Raw genomic sequence first — 26,504 nt, 5'->3', positions numbered from 1 at the left:
GCCGGGCGGCGGGCGGCGGCACACGGCTTTGCCGATCATCGCGCGTTCGTCTCCGGATGCGCCGGGTACGTCGCACAGCACGCGATACCGGCTGCCGATGGTGAAACGGGCGACAAGCAGGAAACCCGCTTGCCGCCCGCGCATCATGCGATTAGCGCACCGGCGCCAGCTGCGTCATCGCTTCGCGCACGAAACCGATCAGCGTGTCGTCGGCCCATGAATCCTTCGACAGCGCCGGCTCGTTCGCCAGCGCCGCGCGGAATTTCGCGTGCGTGGCCGGATCGTGGCCCGCGTAGCTGCAGAACAGCTCGAGCCAGCGCTGCGCGAGCGCACGGCCTTGCGGCGAATCGGGCTGCACGCCCGATTCGACCGCGTCGCGCACGTCGGCCATCAGTTGCGGCCATTCCGTCGCGCGTTCGCGATAGTGCGCCCGCATGAAGCGGATCTCGTCCGGCGCGAGGTACTTTTCGAAGAGCCGCATCTTCGTTTCCGACGAGGCACGCAGCACGTAGTCGCGCAATGCGGTCGAAATGCCGATCTTCGACTGCATCGACGGTTCCTGCTCGTGCATCAGGTTCAGCTTCGCGAGCAAGCGCGGATCGTTGTTCGTGTCGCGTACCAGCAGCGCCATCCAGCGCGCGGCGAGCGCGCGCACGCGCTCGTCCTCGGCGGGCACGCCCGCATCGTGCAGCGCCCGCACTTCGGCAACGAGCGCGATCCATTCGGCGTCGCCGGCCTGGCTCTTCTGGTACATCGGCAGGCGAGCGAGTTCTTCCTCGGAGAAATATTTGTCGTACACGGTCATCAACTCCAGTGTGGTGAGCCAATCGGCCAGTTCCGGCTCGGCGCCCGCCGCGAGCTGCGCATGCAGGCTCGCGAGCCGCTCGCGCAGCTGCGCGGTTTGCGCGAGCTGGCGGTCGAGCGACGCGATCTGCCTGGCGACGAGATCGACGAGCGGGGTGCCGGGCCGGTTCAGGTAATCGCCGATTTCGGCGAGCGACAGTCCGAAGCGACGCAGGGCCTGGATCTGGTGGAGCCGGGCGATGTCGTCGCGGTCGTACAGCCGGTAGCCGTTGTCGGCGCGCGCCGAAGGCGTCAGCAGACCGATTGCGTGATAGTGATGAAGCGTGCGGACGGTCAGCCCGGTGCGTTTCGCCAGTTCTCCCACTTTCAGCCGCATTCGTTCCTCCGTTGGTGCGCACACTGGAGTCTCGAACGTTACGCTACGTGAGGGTCAAGCGGAAGATCGGCGATCGGACGGACGTGATCGGGGCGTCGCACGCCCGTCCGATCGAAGGAACGCGCTACTGGGTCGAGGATGCACCGTCTGGCGTGGCGGCGGCGCGCGCGTCCTTGCCGGCTGCGCCGGCGGTTTGACGGGACCCGTCGCCGTTGCCGGCCGGCGGCGTGCCCATCGCCTGGTAGAGCCGCGCGGTATCCGCGAGCCGTGCGCCGGTCGCGCGAATCTCGTCGAGCCGCGCATTGCGGTACTGCAACTCGCTCGCGCGCGCGGCCGACGGCGGCAGCGCGCCGAGCCGCACGCGGGCGGCCGCGTCGTCGTAGGCGCCCCGCGCGGACAGCGCGGCGCGCGACGACGCATCGAGCACCTGCGCGTCGTGCTCGAGCGCCGCGAGCGAATCGGCGACGTTCTGGAACGCGCCGAGCACCGCCTGCTTGTACTGGTCGACCGCGGCCTCGTAGGTCGCCTTCGCCGCGCGACGCTGGGCGAGCAGCGCGCCGCCGTGGAAGATCGGCTGGCTCAGCGACGCGCCGACGTTCCAGATCGCGCCGGCACCCGACAGCATCGTCGGCCAGCTGAAACCGCCTTTGCCCATCGCCGCCGACAGCGACAGTTGCGGAAACATCTGCGCGGTCGCGAGGCCCACTTCGGCGGCGGCGGCCTTCAGCCCCGCGTCGGCGGCCTGGATGTCCGGGCGGCTTTGCAGCAGGTCCGACGGCACGACGACGGGCACCTGCTCGGGCAGGTGCAGATCGGCGAGCGCGAGATCGGCCGGCGGCCGGTCGGGCGTGCGGCCGACCAGCACCGCGAGCGCATGGCGGGCCGAGTCGCGCTGCTGGCGCAGCGCGGGCAGGCTCGCGGCGAACGTGTCGGCGCTTTGCCGGGCCGTCAGCGCGTCGCTGCGCGATGCCGAACCGAGCGCATGGCGGCGCTCGGCGTCGTGCGCCTGGTCGTTCGCGAGCGCGACGAGCCGCTCGGTCGTGTCGATCTGCGCATCGAGCACCGCCACGGTGATCGACGCGGTCACGATGTTCGCGGCCAGCGCGCGCCGCGCGGATTCGAGCTGGAACGCGCTGACGTCGACGCGTTTCGCGAGCGCGCGGTTCGCGAAGCGCGACACGCCGAACAGGTCGACCGTGTAGCTCGCCTGCAGTTGCCCGACGAACGTGTCGTACAACAACGTCGGCGCGCCGAGCGCGGGAATCGGTACGCCGAGCGCGCGCTGGCGCGCGGCCTGGCCGACCGCGTCGATCGACGGCAGCATCGAACTGCCGATCTGCCCGCGCAACTGTTCGCGCGCGGCATCGAGCGAATGCGACGCCGCACTCAGCGTCGGGCTGTTGCGCAGCCCTTCGTCGACGAGCGCGTTCAGCGCATCGGAACGGTACTGCTTCCACCAGTCCGGCACCGGCTGCGCGCCGACCTCGAACTGCTGCGCGACACCGTGCGCGGACACGGTCTGCTCGACTTGCGGCGCCGCGCCGTAGTGCGCGGGCGACGGCATCGCGGGCGGCTCGCCGCTCGGCGCGAACCACGCGCAGCCCGCGAGCGGGCCGGCGACGCTCGCCAGCGCGAGCGCCCGCACGGCTTTGGTTTTCAGGGTCATCGATCGATCCATGGTCAGGCTCCCGACGGCGCGGCCGGCGTGCTGCCGCCTGGCGGCGAGCCGTCGTGCGGGTCGCGTTCGTCGCGCTTCACGCGGAACCACGTCGCGTACAGCGCAGGCAGGTAGAACAGCGTCAGCACGGTCGCGCTCGTGATGCCGCCCATCAGCGCGGTCGCCATCGGCCCGAAGAAGTTCGAGCGCAACAGCGGAATCAGCGCGAGCACGGCGGCCGCGGCCGTCAGCGTGATCGGCCGGAAACGCCGCACGGTCGCGCCGATGATCGCGTCGACGCGGCCGTGACCGACCGCGATGTCCTGCTCGATCTGATCGACGAGGATCACCGAGTTGCGCATGATGATCCCGAACATCGCGATCACGCCGAGCATCGCGACGAAGCCGAACGGCTGGCCGAACAGCAGCAGCGTCGCGACCACGCCGATCAGCCCGAGCGGCGCGGTCAGCACGACCATCAGCACGCGCGAGAAGCTCTGCAGCTGGATCATCAGCAGCGTGAACACGGCGATCGCCATCAGCGGCATCTGCGCGTTGATCGACGTCTGCGCCTTCGCGCTTTCCTCGACCGAACCGCCGATGTCGATCCGATAGCCGACCGGCAACTGCGCGCGCAGCGCGTTCAGCTTCGCGTCGACCGCATGCGTGACGTCGATGCCCTGTGCGCCGGCGCGCACGTCCGACTGCACGGTGATGGTCGGCTGGCGGTCGCGCTCCCACACGACGCCGTATTCGAGCGTCGGCGTGAAGCGGCCGAGCGAGCCGAGCGGCACGGGGCCGTTCGGCGTCGGCAGCGCGAGGCCCGCGAGTTTCGCCGGATCGACGCGATCGGCCTGCGGCGCGCGCAGGTCGACGGCGATCAGCTTGTCGCGCTCGCGATACTGCGTGACGGTCGTGCCGGACAGCGTCATCGCGAGGAAGCTCGACACGTCCTGCGACGTGACGTTCAGCTCGCGCGCCTTCTTCTGGTCGAGCTCGAAGCGCACCGAGCGTTCGGCCGGCTCGTCCCAGTCGAACTGCACGTTGACCGTGCGCGCATCGCCGCGCATCGTCGCCGCGACCTTCTCGGCGATCGAGCGGACCGTCGCGATGCTGTCGCCGCTCACGCGGAACTGCACCGGATAGCCGACCGGCGGCCCGTTCTCGAGCCGCGACAGCCGCCAGCGCACGGCCGGGAAGCGGTCGCGCAGCGTGGTTTCGAGCCAGGTCGCGAGCTTCTCGCGATCCTCGACCGATTTCGCGGTGACCACGAACTGCGCGAAGTTCGGCAGTTGCAGCTGTTGGTCGAGCGGCAGGTAGAAGCGCGGCGCGCCGCTGCCGACGAAGTTCACCGAATGATCGATCTCGGGGCGCTTGTCGAGCACTTTCTCGAGACGCTCGGTCTCGCGCAGCGTCGCCGCGAACGACGCGCCTTCGGGCAGCCGCAGGTCGACCAGCAGCTCGGGCCGGTCGGAGCTCGGGAAGAACTGCTGCGGCACCAGCGAGAAGCCCATCATCGCCACGACGAAGAGGGCGCCCGTGATCAGCAGCACGACGAAGCGTCGCTCGATGCACCAGTCGATCCAGCCGCGCAGCCGCCGGTAGAAGCGGGTGTCGTAGATGTCGTGCTCGTGATCGTCCGGCAGGTGCGCCTCGTGCGCGTGCCGCTTGCGCTCGGGCAGCATGTGGAAGCCCAGCAGCGGGATCAGCACGACGGCCGCGAACCACGACGCGATCAGCGCGATCGCCGACACCTCGAAGATCGAGCGCGTGTATTCGCCGGTGCTCGATTTCGCGAGCGCGATCGGCAGGAAGCCCGATACCGTGACGAGCGTGCCCGTCAGCATCGGGAACGCGGTGCTGGTGTACGCGAACGCGGCGGCGCGCGCGCGGCTGTAGCCCTGTTCGAGCTTCACGGCCATCATCTCGACCGCGATGATCGCGTCGTCGACGAGCAGCCCGAGCGCGAGCACGAGCGTGCCGAGCGACACCTTGTGCAGCCCGATGTCGAACAGGTACATGAACAGCGCGGTGACGGCGAGCACGACCGGAATCGAGATCACGACGACCATCCCGGTGCGCAGCCCGAGCGACACGAGGCTCACGACCAGCACGATCGCGACCGCTTCGGCGACGGCTTCGAGGAAGTCGTCGACCGAATGCGAGACCGCGTGCGGCATGCTCGACACCTCGACGAGCTTCAGCCCCGCAGGCAGTTGCGCCTGCAACTGCTTCGATTCGGCGTCGAGCGCCTTGCCGAGCCGGATCACGTCGCCGCCCGGCTGCATCGTGACGCCGATGCCGAGCACGGCCTTGCCGTTGCTGCGCATCTGCGTGACGGTCGGATCGTCGTAGCCGCGCCGGACCGTGGCGAGATCGCCGAGCCGGAACGTGCGGCCGTTGATGCGGATCAGCGTGTCGGCGATCGCGCCGACGTTGTCGAACTGGCCGCTCGGCCGCACGAACACGCGATCGTCGGCGGTCGTCAGCACGCCGGCCGACGACACGTCGTTCTGCGCGTTGATCGCCTGCCCGAGCTGCTGCGGCGAGATGCCGAGCCGCGTGAGCTGCGCGTTGTTCACCTCGATGAAGATCCGCTGGTCGGGGTCGCCGAAATAGTCGACCTTGCCGACGCCCGGCACGCGCAGCAGCACGGTGCGCAACTGGTCCGCGTAGTCGTGCAGTTGCGCGGGCGTGAAGCCGTCGCCCTCGAGCGTCCAGATGTTGGTGTAGACGTCGCCGAATTCGTCGTTGAAGAACGGGCCCTGCACGCCGGGCGGCAGCGTATAGCCGATGTCGCCCACTTTCTTGCGGATCTGGTACCAGGTCTCGGGCACGTCCTTCACCGGCGCCGAGTCCTTCATCGTGAAGAAGATCAGCGATTCGCCGGGGCGCGAATAGCTGCGCAGGAAGTCGATGGCCGGCGTTTCCTGCAGCTTGCGGCCGATCCGGTCGGTCACCTGTTCCTGTACCTGCCGCGCGCTCGCGCCAGGCCAGAACGTGCGGATCACCATCACGCGGAACGTGAACGGCGGGTCTTCGGATTGCGCGAGCCGCGTGTACGCGAGGATGCCCGCGAGCGTCGCGAGCGCGATCAGGTAGACGACCAGCGCCTGGTGGCGCAGCGCCCATGCGGACAGGTTGAACCGGCCTTCTTCGTGGGAGACGCTCACGATGCGAAGTCCTCCGGATGCAGCGGCGCGATCGCCCGCACCTTCTCGCCCGCGCTGACCGTATGCACGCCCTGCAGCACGACGCGCTCGCCCGGTTGCAGCCCGTGCGACACGGTGACGGTGCGCTCGTTGAAGCGGGCGACGTCGACGCGGCGCAGCTCGAGCGTGTCGTCCTTCGCGCGCACGACCCAGACGGCCGGGTGCGCGCCGTCGTGGAACAGCGCGGTCGCAGGCAGCGTGATCGGCTGCGTATCGGCGGCGGCCGGTGCGCCGTCGAACGCGACGTCCGCGGTCATCCCGAGCCGGATCGCCGGATCGGGCGCGCCGAGCGTGAGCTTCACGCGATAGGTGCGGCTTTGCGGATCGGCGGCCGGCGCGATTTCGCGGACTTTCGCGGCGAACCGGCGGCCCGGCACTGCCGGCAGCGTGACGGTGGCCGCATGACCGGGCGCAAGCGATGCGAGCGCGGCCTCGGGCACGTCGCTGACCACGTCGACGTCGCCCGACCACGCGAGCTGGTAGACCGGCTGGCCGGCCGACACGTTCTGGCCGGTATCGGCCTGTTCGGCGGTGATGGTGCCCGCATGATCGGCGACGAGCGTCGCGTAGCGCAGCTGGTTCTTCGCGAGCGCGAGCTGCTGCTGCGCCTGGTCGCGTTGCGCGAGCGCCGACGTGTAGCTGTTCTGGGTCTGCTCGAGCTGCGCGGTCGCGATCAGGTTTTCGCGGGCCTGCGCGCGATCGCGATCGAGCTGCTGCTTCGCGAACGCGAGGGTGTGCGTCGCGGCATCGAGTTGCGCCTGCGCGCTCGCGGCGTTCTTCTCGACGTCGGACGGATCGAGCAGCGCAACGACCTGGCCGACCTTCACCGTATCGCCGAGCCGCACCCGGCGCTCGATGATCTTGCCGGCGATGCGAAACGACAGCGGGGTGGCGTAGCGCGGCTGGATGTCGCCGGGCAGCGTGCGCGCGGCCGCGAGGGTGTCGGCCCGTGCGGGCAGCGCGACGACGGGGCGCGGGGCGGGCGGTGCGGATTCTTTCGGATGACAGGCGGCAAGGACGAGCGCGGCGCCGATCAGCAGCGCGGCGCGGGAACCGGAGCGATTCACGAAACCCCCAGGTGAGGTGGAGCGGTACGAAGCCGGCAAGCGCGGCGGGCGCTTGCCCCGAGCGGCGCCGGCACCGGCGCACGCGGACAGACGAACGACATCTTCGGAAACTGTGGCGAATTCTAATACACACCTGTATTTGAATGCAAAGATGAATCTGAAAGGGAGGGGATGCTAGACTGCGCGTCATGAAACCACAGCGCTTAACTCGCGAGCAGAGCAGGGACCAGACGCGCGAACGTCTGCTGAAAGCCGCGCATCGAATTTTTCTGAAGAAAGGCTATGTGGCCGCGAGCGTCGAGGACATCGCGGCGGCGGCCGGCTATACGCGCGGTGCGTTCTACTCGAATTTCCGCAGCAAGTCCGACCTGTTGCTGGAATTGCTGGAGCGCAATCACGACGAGGTGCGCGCCGACTTCGAGGCGATTTTCGAAGGGGGCGGCACGCGCGAGCAGATGGAATCGATGGCGCTCGCGTATTACCGGACGCTGTTTCGCGACGACGAATACTCGCTGCTGTGGGGCGAGGCGAAGCTGCAGGCCGCGCGCGACGCGAAGTTCCGCGTGCGCTTCAACCAGTTCCTGCACGGCAAGCGCGTGCAGATGGCCGAATTCATCCAGCGCTTCGCCGAACGGTCGGGCACGCCGCTGCTGCTGCCGGCCGACACGCTCGCGTTCGGGCTGATGTGCCTGTGCGACGGTGTGCAGTCGTACTACACGGCCGATCCGCAGCACGTGTCGGTCGACGCGGCGGAAGCGGTGCTCGCGGGGTTCTTCGCGCGGGTCGTGCTGGGGCGCGCGCCGGACTGACGGCCGGCGCGCGCCTTTCCTTCGTCGCTTCAGTGTGCATCCCCGGGCGGTACGCGCAGCGTGCGGGCCAGCGACGCCGCATAGTCATGCGCCCGGTCCGCGATCGGCGACCGGACGACCGGGTGCGGATGCCCGAACGCTTCGACGAAGGTGTCGACGTACGGAACGAGGCGCGCGCACAACGCGTCGGCTGCCGCGTCGAGTTGCCGGTATCCCGACGGGTCCATCACGCCTTCGCTGATCAGCCAGCCGCCGTGCCGCTGGGCCCGGTCGATGGCGAACAGCGCAGCGAGATCTCGCAGCAATGCGCGCGCCGGCTCGCTCGCGACCGTATCGGTCGCGGCCAGCGCGGCATCCAGCGCGAGGTTCAGCCCGTATGCCTCCGCCGCATCGCGTGCACTCGGCAACAACGGATTCCATACGTCCAGCGAATCGGCACCGCCTGCGCTCCGGTCGTCGACCTGATCGGCGAGCGAGCGGATCAGCCGGCGCTCGCGTGCCCGTAGGGCGGCGATTGCATCACGCGCTGCCTCGGGCCAGTTGCTTGCGCCTTCATCCAGGCCGGTCGACGCGGCAGGCGCTGCCGCAAGCGTGCGCGCCGTGTCGAGCAGAATCAGGAAGTTGTTGCCGCCCGCATCGTTGAACACGTGGCCGAGCCCCTGATAGTCGAGATACCGGTTGACGAGAAGATCGCCGGCCACCCCGCAACGCAGCCGGCATTCGGCCGCCACTTCCTCGGTGGCCCATGCGGTCAGCGCCTTGACGAGCGCGAGCTTGCGATTGGTCGAACTCCACGGCGCCCACATCATGAACGACGAGACCGTACGATCCGGCTGCGCGCGACCCTGCAGCGCCAGCGCCCATTCGCGCGCGGCTTCGTTCGCGAAGCAGGTCATCACGTACGACGTCGCGAGCGCGCGTAACAGCGCACGCTGCTGCGTGCTGTAGCGCATGAGAGACGTTTCGGGCGCGATGCGGGCCATGCTCGAGCGATGCGTCGAGTAGTGCAGCGCCTGGGCGACGCAGGTGCGCGATACGGCGGCCAGCCCGATCGCGCCCATCGCCCATACGTTTTCCGGCGCGGTCAGCGTGCGGACCAGGCGGCCGTTCGGGTCGCCGAGCGGATCGTGGAATCGCCCGTCGGCGTCGATCGACGCACCGTCGGACAGCCATGCGTCGAACGGGATCGTCACGCGATCGAAGCCGGCGAGGCCGTAATCGAACGGTACCAGCGGGATTTCGGCGGGTGCGGACAGACGCACACCTGGCAGCGGACCCTCGCGGGTGGACAAGTCGACGGCGAACGCGAAAACGCCGCAGTCGCGTTCGTCGACGATGACGCGCGCGCAGACGATGCCGAGCTTGTCGAGATCGTTGACGCCGACGTTGGTGAACTTCAGCGCGCCGTCATCCGGCGTATGCAGCACGAAGGTCCGGCTGGCCGCGTCGAAGCGCGCTTCGGTGCGGGTCGCGAGCTGGCTGTTCCCGCCGCCGATTTCGGTAATCATGAACGCGCCGACCTTGCGGCCCGCAGCCAGTTCGCTCGCGTATGCCTGCGCACGGGCGTTGCCCTTGCCGAGTTCGACGAGCGAGCCGATGCAGAGCCCGTAGTGGATCAGCGCGGCGATGCATAGCGACGGATCGTTGACGGCTGTCCATTCGGCGATCGCCGACAGCAGCGACGGGTCGGACAGGCTGCCCGCCGTGGCCGGCAACCTGCCGGCAAGCTTGACGAGGCGATCGTAGGTCGAGCGATGCAGGTCGACCGAATGCCGATCGAGCGGCTTGTCGAAGTCCGCGCCCGACAGCAACTGGATCAGCAGACGGCGATGGTCTGGCGTCGTGAGGCCGGAAAGCGTATCGCGGATTTCATCGATTTCGGGTGCGATGGTCGGTCGGGCCGACGGCGATCCGGATATTCCGCCATTTTCCAGTTGGTATGCATTCATTGCAGGGCCCCCTTGCGATTTAAATCGAATGGAAAGGAATCCGTTTCGCGAGTCGGTGAATAAGTTCGCGCATTCGGCAGCGCGGCTTTAATGCTGCGATTCATGATGCCGGTCATGCTCAGGTCGATATAGATCGAATCCGGCGCGACCTGGCTGTGCTCGAGAACGGCCGGCATGTAATACGGTTTGGTGAAACAGTCCGCCAGCGCGCGAGCGATGTCGTCGGTATCCGTGTAGCGCCGACACGCGACGGCCGAATAGACGGGTACGCGGAAGCGGTTGCGCGGCAATCGCGCGATCGCCTCGTGGAACCGATCCGCGGCCGTCCACAGCGCGGGATGGTGAGCCGGATACGGAATCGGCAGCGCGTGCAGCTTGATACCTCGGCGGCTCGCAAATGCGGCCAACGTGTCGAGCGCCGTATGCGGGCCGCTGACGACCGTCTGGCGCGGCGCGTTGACGCATGCCAGCACCAGCCGCTCGTGGGCAATTTCGTCGAGAAGCGCCCGCGTATCGGTTTCCGACGCCGCGACCGCCGTCATGCCGCCGCGCCCCGCGAACGGCCGGAATGCGTCGTTCAGCGCGAGGACGGCACGCACGCCGTCGGCGACGGACCACACGCCCGAGCAGACGAGCGATCCGATTTCGCCGAGGCTCTGGCCGATGATCGCAACAGGCTGCACGCGCTGCCGTTCCAGGAAGCGGTGCACGCAGACCGCGGTGGCGAATGCCGACAGTTGCGGGATGCCGACGGGAACGGCGGCCGAGGCATTTCCGAGCAGCACGTCTCGCAGCAGCCGCGGCGCGTGGTCATAGGGCTCCTCGCGTAGCGTGGCTTCGATGTCGTCGAGCGTCTCGTCGATACATTCGCGGGCCGGAGGACTTCGCTCGTAAAGCGATTTCAACGCGGCGGACGGACTATCTCCCTGGCCCGGAATCACATAGATTGCGGGCATGCTTGAATAGCTGGAACTGATTTCCATTTTTCCCTCGTAGCGGTTTTGAATCGATCGTTTTGCAGCGGAAGCTTGGCTTTTTGTAATTTTTAAATGATCGTCTGGTTTTCAAGCGCTGCAACGACGAAGGATAGGTAATTTATTTTTTATTTTCTGGGTGGTCGGCTCTATTGATTCGGGTGAAATGAAACAATGGAGCGTTGATTTTTCGTGCAGGATTTTCCGGGTGAGAAAACGGAAATTCCGCTCGTGCAAATATTTTGAAACACGTGCACCGGCAGAGGCGGCGCGACGTCGGCGCGCGCCGGCGGAAACGAACGAGAAGAGCAGGGAAGCGTTGCGCGGGATGGGGGGACGAAGCGCGCGGCCTCCGGTCAGCGTTCGCCGGTCATCCGCCGGTACGCGTCGAGCAGCGACGTCTTGTAGACGACGCCCGCGAGCGTCGGCTCGGCTTCGCTCTCGATCACCGGCAGCCGTTCGCCCTGGAACGCCATGAAGCGCTCGAGCGCGGTCGCGAGCGGCATGTCGGGCGTGAGCAGCGGAAACGGCGTATGCGCGTAGTGCGCGGCCGTCTTGTCGGTCGTGTCGCGCTTGTCGAGCAGGTCCGACGTGATGTCCTTCAGCGCGACCGCGCCGCGAAAGCGTCCGGCGTCGTCGGTCACGTACAGATACTTCACCGGATATTCGAGAAACACGCGCGTCATGTCGGCGACGCTCGCGGTGAGCGGCACGACCGTCTGCGCGGGCTGGATCAGCTCGCGCATCTGCGTGGTGCGCAGGCGCTGCCGCTCCTGCGCGTCCTGGTAGTGGTGCAGCGTGATCTCGTACATCGACGTCGTGCCCGTCGCGCGCGCGACGAAATACGCGAACACGCACGACACCAGCAGCGGCAGCACGACCTGATAGCTCAGCGTCATCTCGAAGATCATCAGGATCGCCATCAGCGGCGCTTGCGTGGCGCCCGCCATGAACGCGCCCATCCCGACGATCGCGTACGCGAAATACGCGGACGTATGGCCCGGCCACAGCGCGTCCATCGCGAGCCCGAACAGCGAGCCGAACACGGCGCCGACGAACAGCGTCGGCGTGAACACGCCGCCGATCGCGCCCGAGCCGGCCGTCGCGGCGGTCGCGATGACCTTGAACACGAGGACCGCGACGAGCGCCTGCCAGGTCCACGGCGAATGGAGGATGTGGTTCACGACGCTGTAGCCGTTGCCCCACACGTCCGGAATCCACACCGAGATCACGCCGACGACCAGGCCGCCGAGCGCGAGCCGCACGGGCAGCGGCACGGGCAGCCGCTTGAACTGCGTCTTCGACGCGTCGAGCAGGTGCAGGAACTGCGGCGCCAGCACGCCGCACAGCGCGCCGAGCACGACGAACAGCAGCACCTCGGGGCCGGTCACGGCCGGAAACACCGGCATCTCGTACGGCGGCCGGTAGCCGGCGAATTCGCGCATCACGATGTTCGCGACGACCGACGCGACCACCATCGGCCCGAAGCTCTCCATCGCGATCGTGCCGAGCACGATCTCCGATACGAAAAAGGCGCCGGCGATCGGCGCGTTGTAAGCGGACGTGATGCCGGCCGCCGCGCCGCAGGCGACCAGCAGGCGCAGACGCGGCGGGTCGAAGTGCGCGAAGCGGCCGACGAGCGACGCCGCGAGCGCCGCGAGCTGCACCATCGGGCCTTCGCGGCCGATCGAGCCGCCGCTGCCGATCGTCAGCAGCGACGACACGCTGCGCCACAGGCTCTGCCGTACCGGTACGACGCCGTTGCCGAGCGCGACCGATTCCATGTAGTCGGTGTTGGCGGCCTGACGGTCGCCGCGCGTCGCGAGCAGCAGCACGCAGCCGGCGAGGAAGCCGCCCGCGGCCGGCATCCAGAATCGCACGTACCACGGCAGGCGCTTCGCCATCTGCACGAAGCTGCCGCTCTGCCCCGAGATCAGGTGCTGCATCAGGTCGATGCCTTCGCGGAACGCCATCGTCGCAAAGGCGCCGCCGACGCCGACGATGGCCGACCAGATCAGCATCGTATGGGCGTCCGACAGGCGGAACAGCGTTTGGGCGCGAGTGCGCAGCTTCAGCAGAAACGAGAGCACGGCTGAAAGGGGGCGATGGAAAACGACGCGAAGCATAGCACTGCGCCGCGCCCGCGGGACCTTCCCGTCGGGCGCGGCGCGCGAACCGTCACGGACGTGCGGCTCAGCCAAGCCAGTGCTGCACGGCCCAGGTGATCCCGTAGCCGCCGGCGATCAGCCACACGTACAGGATCAGGCCGGTCATCAGCGCACGCGGGCCGGCTGCGCGGATCTGCGCGACACGCGTCTCGATGCCGAGCGCGGTCATGGCCATCGTCAGCGCGAAGGTGTCGAGCACGTTCAGCGCATGCGTGACGTCCGCAGGCAGCACGTTCAGCGAATTGACGATCACGAAGCCGAGGAAGCCGAGCGCGAACCAGGGAACCGCCACCTTGCGCCTGGCTTGCGCGCCGCCGGCCGCGTCGCGAGCCGGGCGCGCCGAACGGGCGAGCCACCAGCCGAGCGCGAGCAGCACCGGCACCAGCAGCATCACGCGCGTCATCTTCACGATCGTCGCGACGTGCGCGACCTGCGGGCTGATGTCGCTCGCCGCGCCGACCACCTGCGCGACTTCGTGGATCGTGCCGCCGAAGAACAGGCCGAGGCCGGCCGGATCGAGGTTCAGCAACCCGGCGTGATAGGCGACCGGGTACAGGAACATCGACAGCGTGCCGAACAGCACGACGCTGCCCACGGCCATCGCGCTCTGGTGCGGCTTGGACTGCAGCGTCGACTCGAACGCGAGCACGGCGGCCGCACCGCAGATCGCGCTGCCGGCGGCGGTCAGCAGCGCGGCGTCGCGGTCGAGCTTCATCAGCTTCATGCCGACCCAGGTGCCGATCGCGAGCGTGCTGACGACGATCAGCACCGACACCGCGAGGCACGGCAGCCCGACCTGCGCGATTTCCTGCAGGCTCACGCGCAACCCGAAGAAGGCGACCGCGATGCGCAGCAGCTTGCGTGCGGAGAAATCGACACCGGCCGCCCAGCTGGCCGGCATGCCGTCGCGCAGCCCGTTGCCGTACGCCGCCCCGGCGACGATGCCGACGATCAGCGGCGACAGGCCGAGCCCCGCGATCGCGGGAAGCTCGGCGAGGCGCGTGACGGCGGCGGCGAACAGCGCGACGAACAGCACGCCGTTCAACTGGCCGCGCATCGACGGCGCGGCATGGCTGAGAGGGGAAGTCGGGGCAGTGGACATGGAGGCACCGTGATGGAGCGTGTGGCGATGGTGTAATCCTAGTTTCGTTATATCGATATGAAAAATTGTGATTTGTGACGTAAACTATCCGGAAAGCCGATAATTCATCCCCATGACCCCGGATCAACTGATAACGTTCGCCGCCGTCGCCGAGCATCTGAACATCAGCCGCGCCGCCGTGGCGCTGCATCTGTCGCAGCCGGCCGTATCGGGCCAGTTGCGGCTGCTGCAGGACGAGTTCGGCGAGCCGCTGTACCAGCGCGACGGCCGCGGCATCCGCCTGACGCCGGTCGGCGAGCAACTCGCGCAATACGCGAGGGCGCAGCGCGACACGTTCGCGCAGGCGCGTGCGTTTCGAGACGCGATACGCGGGCTGGAGGCCGGCACGCTGCGCATCGGCGCGAGCACGACGCCCGCGAGCTATCTGCTGCCGTATCTGATCGCGGCGTTCCAGCCGCGCGCGCCGCGCGTGTCGATCCAGACGATGAGCGGCAATACGGCCGACGTGGTCGCGGCGCTGCCGTCGCTCGACATCGCGCTGATCGAAGGGCCGCCCGGCGAGACGTTGCCGCCGGGCACGGCCGTGCACGCGTGGCACGAGGACGAGATCGTCGCGATCGTGCCGGCCGGCCATCCGCTCGCGGCGCCCGGCCATGACGCGGACGTGACGCTCGACGCGCTCGCCGCCCATCCGCTCGTGCTGCGCGAGGCGGGTTCCGCCGTGCGGCAACTCGTCGAGCGCGCGTTCGCGCAGGCCGGCGCGCCGATGCGCGTCGCGTTCGAGATCGCGGGGGTCGAGGCGGTGAAGGAGGCCGTCCGCGCAGGAATGGGCGTCGGGTTCGTGTCCGCGATGTCGCTGCGTCACGAGGATGCCGCGCTCGTGCCGCGCTCGCTGGCGCCCGCGCCGCTCACGCGGCATTTCTCCATTCTCGTGCCGCATGGCGGCGCCCCGTCGCGGGTCGCCGCGCAATTCCTCGAAATGAGCCTCGCGCAGGACCTCGCGTAGGCGCTCGCCGCCGCGCCGGGAACACGCGTTGCATACGGTTGCGCGCGTATTCGTGCGACGACACGGCCTTAGGGATTTCCTCTATGGCGTGGGTCCGACGCGAGGCGCACCATCCGTCTCAAGCAAATGGAACCGGTTCCATTCCGGTTGAGAAAGGGCAACATGGCAGACATCGTGATCGTGGCGAGCGCATTCGGGATGGACCGGGTGCGCCAGGAGGGCCACAGTGCATTCATCGCCACCGTGGCGGCATCCGGGGCGGCCGGTTTCGAGGTGCGGCGCGAGTTGTTCGCGTCGGACGACGATACGGCGCCCGGCGCGCTGGCCGCGCTCGGTGCGCAGATCGCCGGCCACGGGCTGTGGTCGGTCTATTCGACCCCGGACTCGCTGTACACGGAAACGGGGGCGCTCGATGCCGACGCCTTGCGCGATGCGCTCGCGCAAGCCGATGCGCTCGGCGCGCGCTTGATGAAATTCCAGCTCGGCGGCTTCGCCGGCGACGCGCACGCGGCCGAGATCGTCGCGCTGGCGCGCGGCGCGCGGGCCCGCGTGGTGGTCGAGAACGGCCAGCTCGAGCTCGGCGGTGCGTTCGCGCAGTTCCGCGGGCTGTTCGACGCGTTGTCCGAGGCCGGCATGCCCGATGCGCTCGGCATGACGTTCGACATCGGCAACTGGCAGTGGCGCGGCGAAGCGCCGCTCGACTGCGCGCAGGTGCTCGCGCCGCATGTGGAATACATTCACTGCAAGACCATCGAAGGCGAGGGCGCGCGTCGTTTCGCCGTCGCGCCGGCGCCGAACGATCCGCTCGTGACCGGCGTACTCGCCGCGCTGCCGCAGCACGCGCCGCGCGGCATCGAGTTCCCGTTCGACGCGGCCGATCTGGCCGGCGATGCCTGCCGGCGCGTCGCATGGCTTGCGACCGCGTGACGGCGGAAGGATCCTGAGGAGTTCAGTCATGAAAACAGCACTCGATGTCGTGACCTACGGCGAAGCGATGGCGATGTTCGTCGCGACGGAGCCGGGCCATCTCGCGCACGCCGGGCAATTCGCGAAGCGGATCGCGGGCGCCGATCTCAACGTCGCGATCGGCCTGTCGCGGCTCGGTTTCCGGGTCGGCTGGATGAGCCGGGTCGGCCGCGATTCGTTCGGCCGCTACGTGCTCGACACGCTGGCGCGCGAGGGAATCGACGCGTCGTGCGTGACCGTCGATCCGCGCTACCCGACCGGCTTCCAGCTGAAGTCGCGCAACGACGACGGCAGCGATCCGACCGTCGAATATTTCCGCAAGGGCTCGGCGGCGAGCCACCTGTCGTGCGACGACTACGTGGCCGACTACGTGCTCGGCGCGCGCCATCTGCACCTGACGGGCGTCGCGCCGGCGATTTCGGCGACGTCGTGCGAACTCGCGTTCCGGCTCGCGCGCGAGATGCGTGCGGCCGGCAAGACGATCTCGTTCGACCCGAACCTGCGCCCGACGCTGTGGCCGTCCGCCGACGTGATGGCGAAGACGCTGAATGCCCTCGCGACGCTCGCCGACTGGGTGTTGCCGGGCCTGGCCGAAGGTCGACAATTGACCGGGCACGAGACGCCGGCCGACATCGCGGGCTTCTATCTCGCGCGGGGCGCGCGCGGCGTCGTGATCAAGCTCGGCGAGCAAGGCGCGTATTTCCGCACGGCCGACGGTCGCGAAGGCACGGTCGCCGGCGAGCGCGTCGAGCGCGTCGTCGACACGGTCGGCGCCGGCGACGGCTTCGCGGTCGGCGTGGTCAGCGCGCTGCTCGAAGGCCGCAGCGTCGAGCAGGCGGTCGCGCGCGGCAACCGGATCGGTGCGCTCGCGATCCAGGTGATCGGCGATTCGGAAGGGTTGCCGACGCGCGACGCGCTCGACCGTCTCGAAAGTGTCGACAATCGCGCCGATCGCTTAGAGGAAACCGTCACCGCGCAATGAGAGGCCGGACACGGCACAATCCGCGGATCCATTTCGTGCGCGACGCACGGTAGTTTTGTTCGAGGCCGGGCGGGCGCTGGCGCCCACTGCGGCCCCTATACGGAGACACTCTCATGGCAGCCAATCTCGCAGCGCGTCGGTGGTGGACGATCATGCCGATCGTCTTCATCACGTACAGCCTCGCTTACCTCGATCGCGCGAACTACGGGTTCGCGGCGGCGGCCGGCATCAACCAGGACCTCGGGATCAGCAAGGGCCTGTCGTCGCTGATCGGCGCGCTGTTCTTCCTCGGCTACTTCTTCTTCCAGATCCCCGGCGCGATCTACGCGGAACGCCGCAGCGTGAAGAAGCTCGTGTTCGTCAGTCTCGTGCTGTGGGGCGGCTGCGCGGCCCTGACCGGCGTGGTCAGCAACATCCCGTCGCTGATGGCGATCCGCTTCGTGCTGGGCGTCGTCGAGGCGGCCGTGATGCCGGCGATGCTGATCTACATCAGCAACTGGTTCACGAAGAACGAGCGCTCGCGCGCGAATACGTTCCTGATCCTCGGCAATCCGGTCACCGTGCTGTGGATGTCGATCGTGTCCGGTTATCTCGTGCATGAATTCGGCTGGCGCCACATGTTCATCGCCGAAGGCGTCCCGGCCGTCATCTGGGCCGTGTGCTGGTGGTGCCTCGTGCAGGACAAGCCGGCCGATTCGCCGTGGTTGAGCGCGCAGGAAAAGCGCGACCTCGACGCCGCGCTCGCGGCCGAGCAGGCGGCGATCAAGCCGGTCCGCAACTATGGCGAGGCGTTCCGCTCGCCGGCCGTGATCAAGCTGTGCGCGCAGTATTTCTGCTGGAGCATCGGCGTGTACGGCTTCGTGCTGTGGCTGCCGTCGATCGTGAAGAACGGTTCCGATCTCGGGATGGTCGCGACCGGCTGGTTGTCCGCGCTGCCGTACCTGGCGGCGACGATCGCGATGCTCGCCGCGTCGTGGGCGTCCGACAAGGTCGGTTCGCGCCGCGGCTTCGTGTGGCCGTTCCTGCTGGTCGGCGCGGCCGCGTTCGCCGCGTCGTACGCGCTCGGCTCGTCGCATTTCTGGATCTCGTATGCGCTGCTGGTCGTCGCGGGCGCCGCGATGTACGCACCGTACGGCCCGTTCTTCGCGATCGTGCCGGAACTGCTGCCGAAGAACGTCGCCGGCGGCGCGATGGCGCTGATCAACAGCATGGGCGCGCTCGGTTCGTTCGTCGGCTCGTATTTCGTCGGCTACCTGAACGGTGCGACCGGGTCGCCCGTCGCGTCGTACGCCTTCATGAGCGCCGCGCTCGTCGCCGCGGTGATCCTCACGCTGTCCGTCAAACCCCAGGCGCGCGATGCGCATCCGCTCGCGGCGCCGCTGCAAGGAAAATGAAACGATGAAGCCCCGTATCGTCGCGTACAAGCCGCTGCCCGATGACGTTCTCGCGTACCTGCGCGAGCATGCGGAGGTGGTGCAGGCCGACGGCGCCGACGCGCTCGCCGCTGCGCTCGGCGACGCGGACGGCGCGATCGGCGCGAGCCTGAAGGTCACGCCGCAGATGCTCGACCGCGCGCCGCGGCTGAAGGCGTGGTCGACGATCTCGGTCGGCTACGACAACTTCGACGTCGCCGATCTCACGCGGCGCGGCATCGTGCTCGCGCATACGCCGGACGTGCTGACCGAGTCGACGGCCGACACGGTGTTTTCGCTGATCCTGGCCTCCGCACGGCGCGTGGTCGAACTGGCCGAATGGGTGAAGGCCGGCCATTGGCATCGCAGCATCGGCCCGGACCTGTACGGCACCGACGTGCAGGGCAAGACGCTCGGCATCGTCGGGCTCGGGCGGATCGGCGGCGCGGTCGCGCGGCGCGCGGCGCTCGGCTTCCGGATGCAGGTGCTGTACGCGAACCGGTCCGCGCATGCCGAGGCCGAGACGCAGTACGGCGCCCGGCGCGTGACGCTCGATGCGCTGCTCGCGCAGTCGGATTTCGTGTGCCTGCAGGTGCCGCTGTCGCCCGACACGCGCCACCTGATCGGCGCGCCCGAATTCGCGAAGATGAAGCGCAGTGCGATCCTGATCAACGCGTCGCGCGGGCCCGTCGTCGACGAAGCGGCGCTGGTCGACGCGCTGCGCGCGGGGACGATCCGGGGCGCGGGGCTCGACGTGTTCGAGAAGGAGCCGCTGCCGGCGGATTCGCCGCTGCTGCAGATGAAGAACGTCGTCGCGCTGCCGCATATCGGCTCGGCGACGCACGAGACGCGCCATGCGATGGCGCGCTGCGCCGCGGAAAACCTGGTCGGCGCGCTGGCCGGCACGCTGCGCACGAATCTCGTCAATCCGGATGCGCTGGCGCACGCCTGAGCCGCCTCCGGCAACCGGCTGGCGCGGCGCCGGCGCCGTTAGAGTCGATGATCTTGGTGCCGGCGGGCCGGCTGCGTTATGATCGCCCGCTCTCGTCGCATCGACGGTCGGCCGCGCGGCCGGCTGCATCGGGCGACGGGCATCCGCGCCAGCTCCGGTGCGGCCGACTGCCGTAGCACGCGACCGGCGGGCGCTGCGCGAGCGCGAAGCATCGGGCCGGCGCAGGCGCCGACGCGCCAGGACAAGGGAGGCCGCCGGTTGGCTTACGTTTCCAACAACAATGGTCCGTCTGCTCACGAAGCGGCGCGGATCGTACGTCGCGAGGCACGACAGTGACCGATTCGCAACCTTCCACCACGCGTCCGGCGACGATCAGCGACGTCGCGCGTGAGGCCGGTACGGGCAAGACCAGCGTTTCGCGCTACCTGAACGGCGAGACGCACGTGTTGTCCGTCGATCTGCGCCAGCGGATCGAAGCGGCCATCGCGCGGCTCAACTACCGGCCGAACCAGATGGCGCGCGGGCTCAAGCGCGGCCGCAACCGGCTGCTCGGCATGCTCGCGGCCGATCTGACCAATCCTTACACCGTCGAAGTGCTGCAGGGCGTCGAGGCCGCGTGCCATGCGCTCGGCTACATGCCGCTCATCTGTCACGCAGCGAACGAAGTCGAGATGGAGCGCCGCTTCCTGCAACTGCTCACGACCTACCGCGTCGAAGGGCTGATCGTCAACGCGCTCGGCGCCGACGAAGACGTGCTGCGCCCGTTGCGCGGCGCGGGTATTCCGGCCGTGCTCGTCGACCGCACGGTCGAGGGCTTCGAGGCCGACCTGATCGGCCTCGACAACGACGACGCGATCGAGACGGCGCTCGCGCACCTGGTCGAACACGGTTTCGACGCGATCCATTTCGTCGTGCAGCCGTTCGAGCGCGTCAGCTCGCGGCGCGTGCGCGAGGCCGCGTTCCGCGCGGCGCTGGCCGCGCGCGGGCTGGCGGTGCCGTCGACGGTCGTGCTCGACCTGAACGCGCCCGACGCGGCCGCGGCGGCGCTCGCCGACGTCGATGCGCGCATCGATCACGCGGCCCGGCGCGGCGTGCGCGCGGCGCTGTTCGCCGCGAATGCGCCGGTCGCGTTGGCGATCGCGCGCCACCTGCGCGCGCGCTTCGGCGCCGCGTGGCAGCAGCAGGCGGCGCTGCTGTCGATCGACGATCCGGAGTGGGCCGAGCTGATCGGCATCACGACGATCCGTCAGCCCACCTACGAAATCGGCTACAAGGCCGTCGAATTCGTGCACGAGCGGATCGACGGCGCGGCGGGCGACGTGCGCGTCGCGATGCTGCCCGGCGAGCTGATTGCGCGCGCGTCGACCGCAAGCTGAGTATCATTCGGGGCACGCGGCGCATCGGGTGCGTTGCCTCGAACCAAGGAAATACATGACTGTCGCTCCCGTCACGCTGGCGGCGCTGATCGCTGCCACGCTGATCATCGCGCTGCTGCCGCTCGTCCTCTATCGCATCCTGCGCAAGCCGCTTGCGCTCAATCGCCGCGACACGATCGTCGGCGTCGCCGTCTTCACGCTGTTTGCCATGATCCTCGAGCGCGCGTTCCACGGGCTCGTGCTGAGCCACACGCCCGAGGACGGCTGGCTCACGCAGCCGCTCGCGTTCGTCGCGTACGGCGCGCTTGCGACCGCCGTATTCGAGGAAGTCGGCCGCTATCTCGGGATGCGCGTGCTGAACCGCCGCTATGGCGCATCGGCCGGCGACGCTCGCGGCATCGGCTACGGGATCGGTCACGGCGGCGCCGAAGCGTGGTTCGTCGGCGTGCTGGTGTGGGGCCAGTGGTCGTATCTCGCGTGGCTCGCGAGCCGCGGCCAGCTCGAGACGCAGTTGTCCGACCTGCCGGTCGACACCGTCGTGCGGCTGCACATGATGCTCGCGACGCTGTCGGTCCAGTCGATCCTGCTGTTGCTGCTCGAACGCTGCGCGGCGTTCGCGGTGCAACTGGCGCTGTCGGTGCTGGTGTGGCGCGGCGTGCGGGCCGGCCGGATGGCCGTGTTGCCGCTCGCGATCGTGCTGCATGCGCTCGCGGCGACGCCGACGCTGCTGTACCAGGTGCGCGTGCTGCCGGCCGCATGGGTCGAGGCCGCGCATTTCGTGCTGGCCGCGATCCTGGCGGTCGTGCTGGCGAAGGCGTGCCGGCCGTCGCGTGCGGCGGCCTGACGGGAGACACGGCATGGACGACTATCTGATCGAATGCCCGAGCGCCGAATTCGACGCGCTCGCACGCGTGATCTGCGATCTGTTTCCGGAGCAGACGCGCTTCGCCGAAAGCAGCGACACGCGCGGGCGCTTCCTGTCCGTGCACTGGCTGGCGATGCGTTTCGGCGCGACGCCGAAGCGGATGACGCTCGACATCCGGATCGTGCCAGCCGCGCTCGCGCGCTACCTGGCGCTCAAGCCGATGCAGCGCGCGCGCAGCCATGCGGTGCTGCATGCGTATACGGAAGCGATGCTCGGATCGCTCGAAGAGCGACACGCGGCCGGCGAGACCGTCGAGCGCGACGCGGAACTCGAGCTCGACGAAGACTTCGCGTGAGCAGCGGCGCCGGCCTTGGGCCGGCGCGGTGCATTACGCGGGTGCATTACGCGGGTGAATTACGCGTCGCGATAGACCTGCGCGAAGCGCTGCGCCTGCACGACACCGTAGTCGCCCGGCGCGTATTGCATCACCCAGTCGCCGGCGACGCCGCGCAGCGTGTCGCCGTTCTCCGAGCGGGCGATCGTGAACGGCTCGTCCATCCGGCGTGCGAGCACGACGGCCGGCCGGTTGCGGTAAGCGCCCGGCGCACCGTGCGCGAGCGCCGGATCGGCGGGCAGGTATTTGGCGTCGAAGCGCGCGCGCGACACGACCCAGCGGTCGCCGGTCGAGCCGGTGATCAGCGCGTCGCCCACAGCATAACGGTTCGGGCCTTCGAGGCTCATCAGTTCGCCGTCGGCCTGCGCGAACGACACGGCGACGGTTTCGTCCTTGACGACGCGACGGGCCTGCGGATCGGTACGCAGATCGAGTTGCTTGAGTTCGAGCATGGCGGGAAAGGGCGGGAAAGCGGGAAAAGCCGGGAGCTTATCCCGAATTCGGCGCGCCGTGTGACGCGCCGATGCCGCCAGCGGCGCGGCGCCGTTCGGCCCGGACGGGCAGCACGGCGCCGGCGAGGAGGGCGTCAGGGCTGCGCGGGAGCGCTCGCGGCCGGCGCGGCGGCCGCGTTGCCTTCCTTGCCCTTCGTCCTGCCCTTGCCGCGGTGCTCGCCGCCGTGGTGCAGCCAGTTGCGGAAGGTCGTGTCGGCCAGCGCCTTCTGCTCGGCCGGGAAGCTCTCGTAGAGCGGCGCGAAGGCGTCGGCGAGCTTCTTTGCGCCGTCGGCGTTCGCCTGCGACAGTTCCGCGTACTGCTTCATGTCGTCGAGCGCGGACACGTCGTGCTTGGCGATCCGTTCGCCGTAGAGACGGCCCATCGTTGCGCCGTTGTCGCGCATCGTATCGGCGAACGTCTTCCATTGCGGCTCCTGCGCCGACGTGATCTTCAACTGGTCGTGCAGGTACTTGATGCGCTGCTCGATGCGCGCTTCGTGGCGTGCCGCGCGCTGCTCGGCGCTCGGGGCCGACGCCGCGGCCGTCGTGGCCGGCGCCTGGGCGGACGCTTGCGGCTGCGCCGGGGTTTGCGCGAACGCGCTGGCTGCAACGACGAGCGTAGCGAGGGTGAGCGAGATTTTCTTCATGGTTGGCTCTCCGGGGTGGTGTCTGGCGAGCGGGCGCGGCGGCCAACGCCGCCGGCGCGCATCTCGCGTCGCCCGCTATTAGTAGCACGTTGCATGCAGTGCAGCAGCGAATGCGACACTTGCTTACATCCGATACGAATCGAAATCGAAAGGTTCGAATCCGGTCATGCCGGTTGGGCGCGCCGGCGTTCGGCGCTATCATCGCGTCACTTTCCACTCCGCCGGCATCTGCGTACCGGCCCAGCGTCATGCGCCCACCCCGCCTCGACCAACTCGACGATCTCGACCGGCAACTCGTCGCGCTGCTGCAAGCCGATGCGCGCGCCAGCGTCGCGGATCTCGCGCGTCAACTCGACGTGGCGCGCACGACGGTCGTCGCACGCATTGCGCGTCTCGAACGCACCAACGTGATCGCCGGATACAGCGTGCGACTGGGGCAGGACGTGCTCGACGCCAGCATCTATGCGTACGTCGGCATCATCCTCACGCCGAAGTTCGGCAAGGACGTATTGCGCAAGCTCGACCGGATGCCGGAAGTCCAGCTGCTGTGCGCGGTGAGCGGCGAGTACGACTACGTCGCGTGGCTGCGCGCCGATTCGCCCGAACGGCTCAACGATCTGCTCGACCAGATCGGCACGCTCGAAGGCGTCGAGCGCACGACGACGTCGATCATCCTGTCGCGCAAGATCGATCGCGGGACGATCGGCGGCTGACCGGTCGCATGCCGCGCCGCGCATGACCGCGCGAGCGTGGTGCGGGTTTCATGGCGTCGCGGGCGCCGGCCCCGCGTCGGGTGCCCGCACGCATTCGTCCTGGCCTTCGCTGTACGTCGTGATCGGCGCGGGGTATCCGCCATCATCGGCATCATCCTTTCGCGCACGTCGCGCATCTCTCCCGAATCCTCTTTCGTATGCCGCTTCGACCGGCGTGCCGCATCCCGCGCATGGGCCGTTCGTGTGCCGGCGCCGCGCCGTGCGTCCTCGTCTTCGTCGTCGCCATGCGCAACCGCCAACGACCGGTTCGCGACAGCCCCTATACGCGATTTTCAGACGTGTATGTCATTTCGGCGAAATATATCGTCATAACGTCGAAATTATCGGTCGTTTCGCATCATTCTTCGTCTTGGAACTGATTTTGAGCGTCCCTACACTGTGTGCATGGCTCGACGCCGTCCACAACACCACACCCATCATCAGGAGATAAGCGCATGAAAATCGCCATCGTCGGCGCAGGTCTGATCGGCCACACCATTGCTCACATGCTGCGTGAAACGGGCGACTACGAAGTCGTCGCGTTCGACCGCGACGCGGATGCGCTCGCGAAGCTGTCGCGCGAAGGCATTGCGACGCAGCGGGTCGATTCGGCCGATGCCAATGCGATTCGCGAAGCAGTGAAGGGCTTCGATGCGCTCGTCAACGCGCTGCCGTACTATCTCGCGGTCAATGTGGCCGCCGCCGCGAAGGCTGCCGGCGTTCACTACTTCGACCTGACCGAGGACGTGCGCGCCACGCACGCGATCCGCGAACTGGCCGACGGCTCCGATCGCGCGTTCATGCCGCAGTGCGGCCTCGCGCCGGGCTTCATCGGCATCGCCGCGCACGAGCTCGTGAACGGCTTCAGCGAAGTGCGCGACGTGAAGATGCGCGTCGGCGCGCTGCCCGAATATCCGACCAACGCGCTGAAGTACAACCTCACGTGGAGCGTCGACGGCCTGATCAACGAATACTGTCAGCCGTGCGAAGCGATCCGCGACGGCCGCAAGCAATGGGTGCAGCCGCTCGAAGGCCTCGAGCACTTCTCGCTCGACGGCACCGAATACGAAGCGTTCAACACGTCGGGCGGCCTCGGCACGCTGTGCGAAACGCTGTCGGGCAAGGTCGAGACGCTCGATTACAAGTCGGTGCGCTATCCGGGCCACCGCGAGCTCATCCAGTTCCTGCTGGAAGACCTGCGCCTGTCGACCGACCGCGACACGCTGAAGTCGATCATGCGCCGCGCGGTGCCGTCGACGAAGCAGGACGTCGTGCTCGTGTTCGTCACGGTGACGGGCGTGAAGGACGGTCAACTGGTGCAGGACGTGTTCACGCGCAAGATCTTCGCGAAGGACGTGTGCGGGATGCACATGAGCGCGATCCAGATCACGACGGCCGGCGCGATGTGCGCGGTGCTGGATCTGTTCCGCGAAAAGAAGCTGCCGCAGAGCGGTTTCATCCCGCAGGAAAAGGTATCGCTGAAGGCGTTCCTGTCGAACCGCTTCGGCAAGCTGTACGACGGCGGTACGATGGAGCGCGTGCACGCGGTTGCCTGACCGCGGTTGCCGGACCATTCGCCAGCGTCCGGCACGAGGGCCGTACGACGCCGGGAGCGCAGCAGCGCTTCCGGCGTTGTTTTTTTGAGGAAGCGGGAAGGGCGCCTGGCGGCGCGATCAGGCGGGCAGCGGCGGGACGATCGTCGCCGGTTGCGGCGGCGGCACGATGCGGTACAGCAGCGCGTCGATGTCCGCGTCGGACGGCGCGGTGTTGTCGAACATCACGATGCCGTCGCATTCGTGGCCGGTCGGCACGAAGCGGCGCTGCCGGTATTCGTCCCAGTGCGCGAGCTTGTACGCGTCGTTCGGGTTGGCGCGCGCGACGATCCGCTGATGCGCGACGTCTTCCGACGTGTGAACCCAGACGACCGTCAGCGCGACCTCGGGCGCGATGCCGAGCCACGTGCGATCGAGGATGCGCCGGTCGCGCACCTCGCGCGACAGCGGGCCCACGACGAGCGCACCGATGCCGAGCGCGAGATTTTCACGGGCCGTATCGAGCAGGCCCTGGTATTCGGGATCGCGAAGATGTTTGAGGTAGAGCGGGCTGTCGCGGTCGTTCGGATCGTCCGTGAGCGCGCCCATCGCGGCCGCGCTGTAGCGGCCGTACAGCGTATCCTTGTCGAGCAGGCAGAACGCCTCGCCGGTCGCGCGCATCAGCGGCCCGATGAGCCGCTTCGCGAGCGTGGTCTTGCCGGTGCCGGCGTGACCGCAGAAGAACACGAGATGCGTCACGAATACCGGCTCCCCGCTTTCCGGCGCGACGTGTCGCCGCGCTCTTCGCCGCGCGAGAACACTTCCGCTTCCAGCCACATCGCGTTGATGATGCCGAAGCCGAGTGCCACGCCGATGCCGAGTATCCACGAGAAATACCACATAGGTCTGTCTCCTTGACGGTGGGGCCGCGCGGCCGTTGTGCATCGCGCAACGCAGGCCCGGCGGGCCAGTCGACGTGCCCCGATGCGCGTGCTGCGGCGCACGCAGCCC

Annotated in this window: 23 protein-coding genes; 11 read left to right on the top strand and 12 right to left on the bottom strand. The window is 68.4% G+C overall.

Annotated elements, in window-relative coordinates; translation table 11 throughout:
- Positions 1-151 precede the first annotated feature (151 nt).
- From WS96_RS09605 to WS96_RS09590, 4 genes are all read right to left on the bottom strand, one after another.
- Positions 152-1,180 carry a MerR family transcriptional regulator gene (locus tag WS96_RS09605; RefSeq protein ID WP_059832209.1) on the bottom strand — a complete coding sequence of 343 codons (1,029 nt, stop codon included), beginning with the start codon at positions 1,178-1,180 and terminating at the stop codon, positions 152-154.
- Between the two features lie 124 nt (positions 1,181-1,304).
- Positions 1,305-2,858, bottom strand: coding sequence for an efflux transporter outer membrane subunit (locus WS96_RS09600; RefSeq protein ID WP_059832207.1), 1,554 nt, complete (start codon positions 2,856-2,858; stop codon positions 1,305-1,307).
- A gap of 2 nt (positions 2,859-2,860) precedes the next feature.
- A complete protein-coding gene (locus WS96_RS09595; RefSeq protein ID WP_059832205.1) occupies positions 2,861-6,010 on the bottom strand; it encodes an efflux RND transporter permease subunit in 3,150 nt (1,049 codons plus the stop codon).
- Positions 6,007-7,116: an efflux RND transporter periplasmic adaptor subunit gene (locus WS96_RS09590; RefSeq protein ID WP_059832203.1), complete on the bottom strand. Its 1,110-nt coding sequence runs from the start codon at positions 7,114-7,116 to the stop codon at positions 6,007-6,009. The genes WS96_RS09595 and WS96_RS09590 overlap by 4 nt, the downstream gene beginning before the upstream one ends.
- A gap of 188 nt (positions 7,117-7,304) precedes the next feature.
- Between WS96_RS09590 and WS96_RS09585 the strand changes: the two genes are divergently transcribed.
- Complete coding sequence (locus WS96_RS09585) at positions 7,305-7,925, top strand: TetR/AcrR family transcriptional regulator (RefSeq protein WP_034207384.1); 621 nt, start codon at positions 7,305-7,307, stop codon at positions 7,923-7,925.
- Positions 7,926-7,954: 29 nt separating this feature from the next.
- On the opposite strand, the gene WS96_RS09580 is transcribed toward WS96_RS09585, so the two are convergent.
- The 4 genes from WS96_RS09580 to WS96_RS09565 all read right to left on the bottom strand — a co-directional run bounded on the left by WS96_RS09580 (position 7,955) and on the right by WS96_RS09565 (position 14,118).
- The gene (locus WS96_RS09580; RefSeq protein WP_059832201.1) at positions 7,955-9,874 is read right to left on the bottom strand and encodes an acyl-CoA dehydrogenase; all 1,920 of its coding nucleotides are present in this window, start codon (positions 9,872-9,874) and stop codon (positions 7,955-7,957) included.
- Positions 9,871-10,857: an acyltransferase domain-containing protein gene (locus WS96_RS09575; RefSeq protein WP_082720233.1), complete on the bottom strand. Its 987-nt coding sequence runs from the start codon at positions 10,855-10,857 to the stop codon at positions 9,871-9,873. Before WS96_RS09575 ends, WS96_RS09580 begins: the two co-directional genes overlap by 4 nt.
- Positions 10,858-11,204: 347 nt before the next feature.
- The gene (locus WS96_RS09570; protein WP_034207383.1) at positions 11,205-12,938 is read right to left on the bottom strand and encodes a ClcB-like voltage-gated chloride channel protein; all 1,734 of its coding nucleotides are present in this window, start codon (positions 12,936-12,938) and stop codon (positions 11,205-11,207) included.
- A gap of 103 nt (positions 12,939-13,041) precedes the next feature.
- Positions 13,042-14,118 carry a YeiH family protein gene (locus tag WS96_RS09565; protein ID WP_059832197.1) on the bottom strand — a complete coding sequence of 359 codons (1,077 nt, stop codon included), beginning with the start codon at positions 14,116-14,118 and terminating at the stop codon, positions 13,042-13,044.
- A gap of 112 nt (positions 14,119-14,230) precedes the next feature.
- On the opposite strand from WS96_RS09565, the gene WS96_RS09560 reads away from it, so the two are divergent.
- From WS96_RS09560 to WS96_RS09525, 8 genes are all read left to right on the top strand, one after another.
- Complete coding sequence (locus tag WS96_RS09560) at positions 14,231-15,124, top strand: LysR family transcriptional regulator (protein WP_059832195.1); 894 nt, start codon at positions 14,231-14,233, stop codon at positions 15,122-15,124.
- A 162-nt stretch (positions 15,125-15,286) separates the two neighbouring features.
- Positions 15,287-16,051 carry a sugar phosphate isomerase/epimerase family protein gene (locus WS96_RS09555; RefSeq protein ID WP_059832193.1) on the top strand — a complete coding sequence of 255 codons (765 nt, stop codon included), beginning with the start codon at positions 15,287-15,289 and terminating at the stop codon, positions 16,049-16,051.
- A 28-nt stretch (positions 16,052-16,079) separates the two neighbouring features.
- Positions 16,080-17,072, top strand: a complete 993-nt coding sequence (locus WS96_RS09550; RefSeq protein WP_034207379.1) for a sugar kinase — start codon at positions 16,080-16,082, stop codon at positions 17,070-17,072.
- A 113-nt stretch (positions 17,073-17,185) separates the two neighbouring features.
- A complete protein-coding gene (locus tag WS96_RS09545) occupies positions 17,186-18,466 on the top strand; it encodes an MFS transporter (protein ID WP_034207378.1) in 1,281 nt (426 codons plus the stop codon).
- A gap of 4 nt (positions 18,467-18,470) precedes the next feature.
- Complete coding sequence (locus WS96_RS09540; protein ID WP_034207377.1) at positions 18,471-19,436, top strand: NAD(P)-dependent oxidoreductase; 966 nt, start codon at positions 18,471-18,473, stop codon at positions 19,434-19,436.
- A 332-nt stretch (positions 19,437-19,768) separates the two neighbouring features.
- Positions 19,769-20,812: a LacI family DNA-binding transcriptional regulator gene (locus WS96_RS09535; protein ID WP_034207376.1), complete on the top strand. Its 1,044-nt coding sequence runs from the start codon at positions 19,769-19,771 to the stop codon at positions 20,810-20,812.
- Positions 20,813-20,867: 55 nt separating this feature from the next.
- Positions 20,868-21,656 carry a YhfC family intramembrane metalloprotease gene (locus tag WS96_RS09530; protein WP_059832191.1) on the top strand — a complete coding sequence of 263 codons (789 nt, stop codon included), beginning with the start codon at positions 20,868-20,870 and terminating at the stop codon, positions 21,654-21,656.
- A gap of 13 nt (positions 21,657-21,669) precedes the next feature.
- Complete coding sequence (locus WS96_RS09525) at positions 21,670-22,032, top strand: DUF3022 domain-containing protein (protein WP_059832189.1); 363 nt, start codon at positions 21,670-21,672, stop codon at positions 22,030-22,032.
- Positions 22,033-22,091: 59 nt separating this feature from the next.
- On the opposite strand, the gene WS96_RS09520 is transcribed toward WS96_RS09525, so the two are convergent.
- A complete protein-coding gene (locus WS96_RS09520; protein WP_034207373.1) occupies positions 22,092-22,523 on the bottom strand; it encodes a PGDYG domain-containing protein in 432 nt (143 codons plus the stop codon).
- Between the two features lie 134 nt (positions 22,524-22,657).
- Positions 22,658-23,209 carry a Spy/CpxP family protein refolding chaperone gene (locus WS96_RS09515; protein WP_059832187.1) on the bottom strand — a complete coding sequence of 184 codons (552 nt, stop codon included), beginning with the start codon at positions 23,207-23,209 and terminating at the stop codon, positions 22,658-22,660.
- Between the two features lie 248 nt (positions 23,210-23,457).
- Between WS96_RS09515 and WS96_RS09510 the strand changes: the two genes are divergently transcribed.
- Together WS96_RS09510 and WS96_RS09505 are read left to right on the top strand one after the other, a co-directional pair.
- The gene (locus WS96_RS09510; protein WP_006481526.1) at positions 23,458-23,922 is read left to right on the top strand and encodes an Lrp/AsnC family transcriptional regulator; all 465 of its coding nucleotides are present in this window, start codon (positions 23,458-23,460) and stop codon (positions 23,920-23,922) included.
- Between the two features lie 494 nt (positions 23,923-24,416).
- Complete coding sequence (locus WS96_RS09505) at positions 24,417-25,517, top strand: saccharopine dehydrogenase family protein (protein ID WP_059832185.1); 1,101 nt, start codon at positions 24,417-24,419, stop codon at positions 25,515-25,517.
- A 117-nt stretch (positions 25,518-25,634) separates the two neighbouring features.
- On the opposite strand, the gene WS96_RS09500 is transcribed toward WS96_RS09505, so the two are convergent.
- Together WS96_RS09500 and cydX are read right to left on the bottom strand one after the other, a co-directional pair.
- Positions 25,635-26,252: an AAA family ATPase gene (locus WS96_RS09500; RefSeq protein WP_034207371.1), complete on the bottom strand. Its 618-nt coding sequence runs from the start codon at positions 26,250-26,252 to the stop codon at positions 25,635-25,637.
- Positions 26,249-26,395 carry a cytochrome bd-I oxidase subunit CydX gene (gene cydX, locus WS96_RS32120; protein ID WP_034207370.1) on the bottom strand — a complete coding sequence of 49 codons (147 nt, stop codon included), beginning with the start codon at positions 26,393-26,395 and terminating at the stop codon, positions 26,249-26,251. The genes WS96_RS09500 and cydX overlap by 4 nt, the downstream gene beginning before the upstream one ends.
- Positions 26,396-26,504 lie beyond the last annotated feature (109 nt).

The sequence above is a fragment of the Burkholderia sp. MSMB1835 genome (genome assembly GCF_001526365.1).
GTDB lineage: Bacteria > Pseudomonadota > Gammaproteobacteria > Burkholderiales > Burkholderiaceae > Burkholderia.
This window is presented reverse-complemented; position numbering and strand designations above follow the sequence as displayed.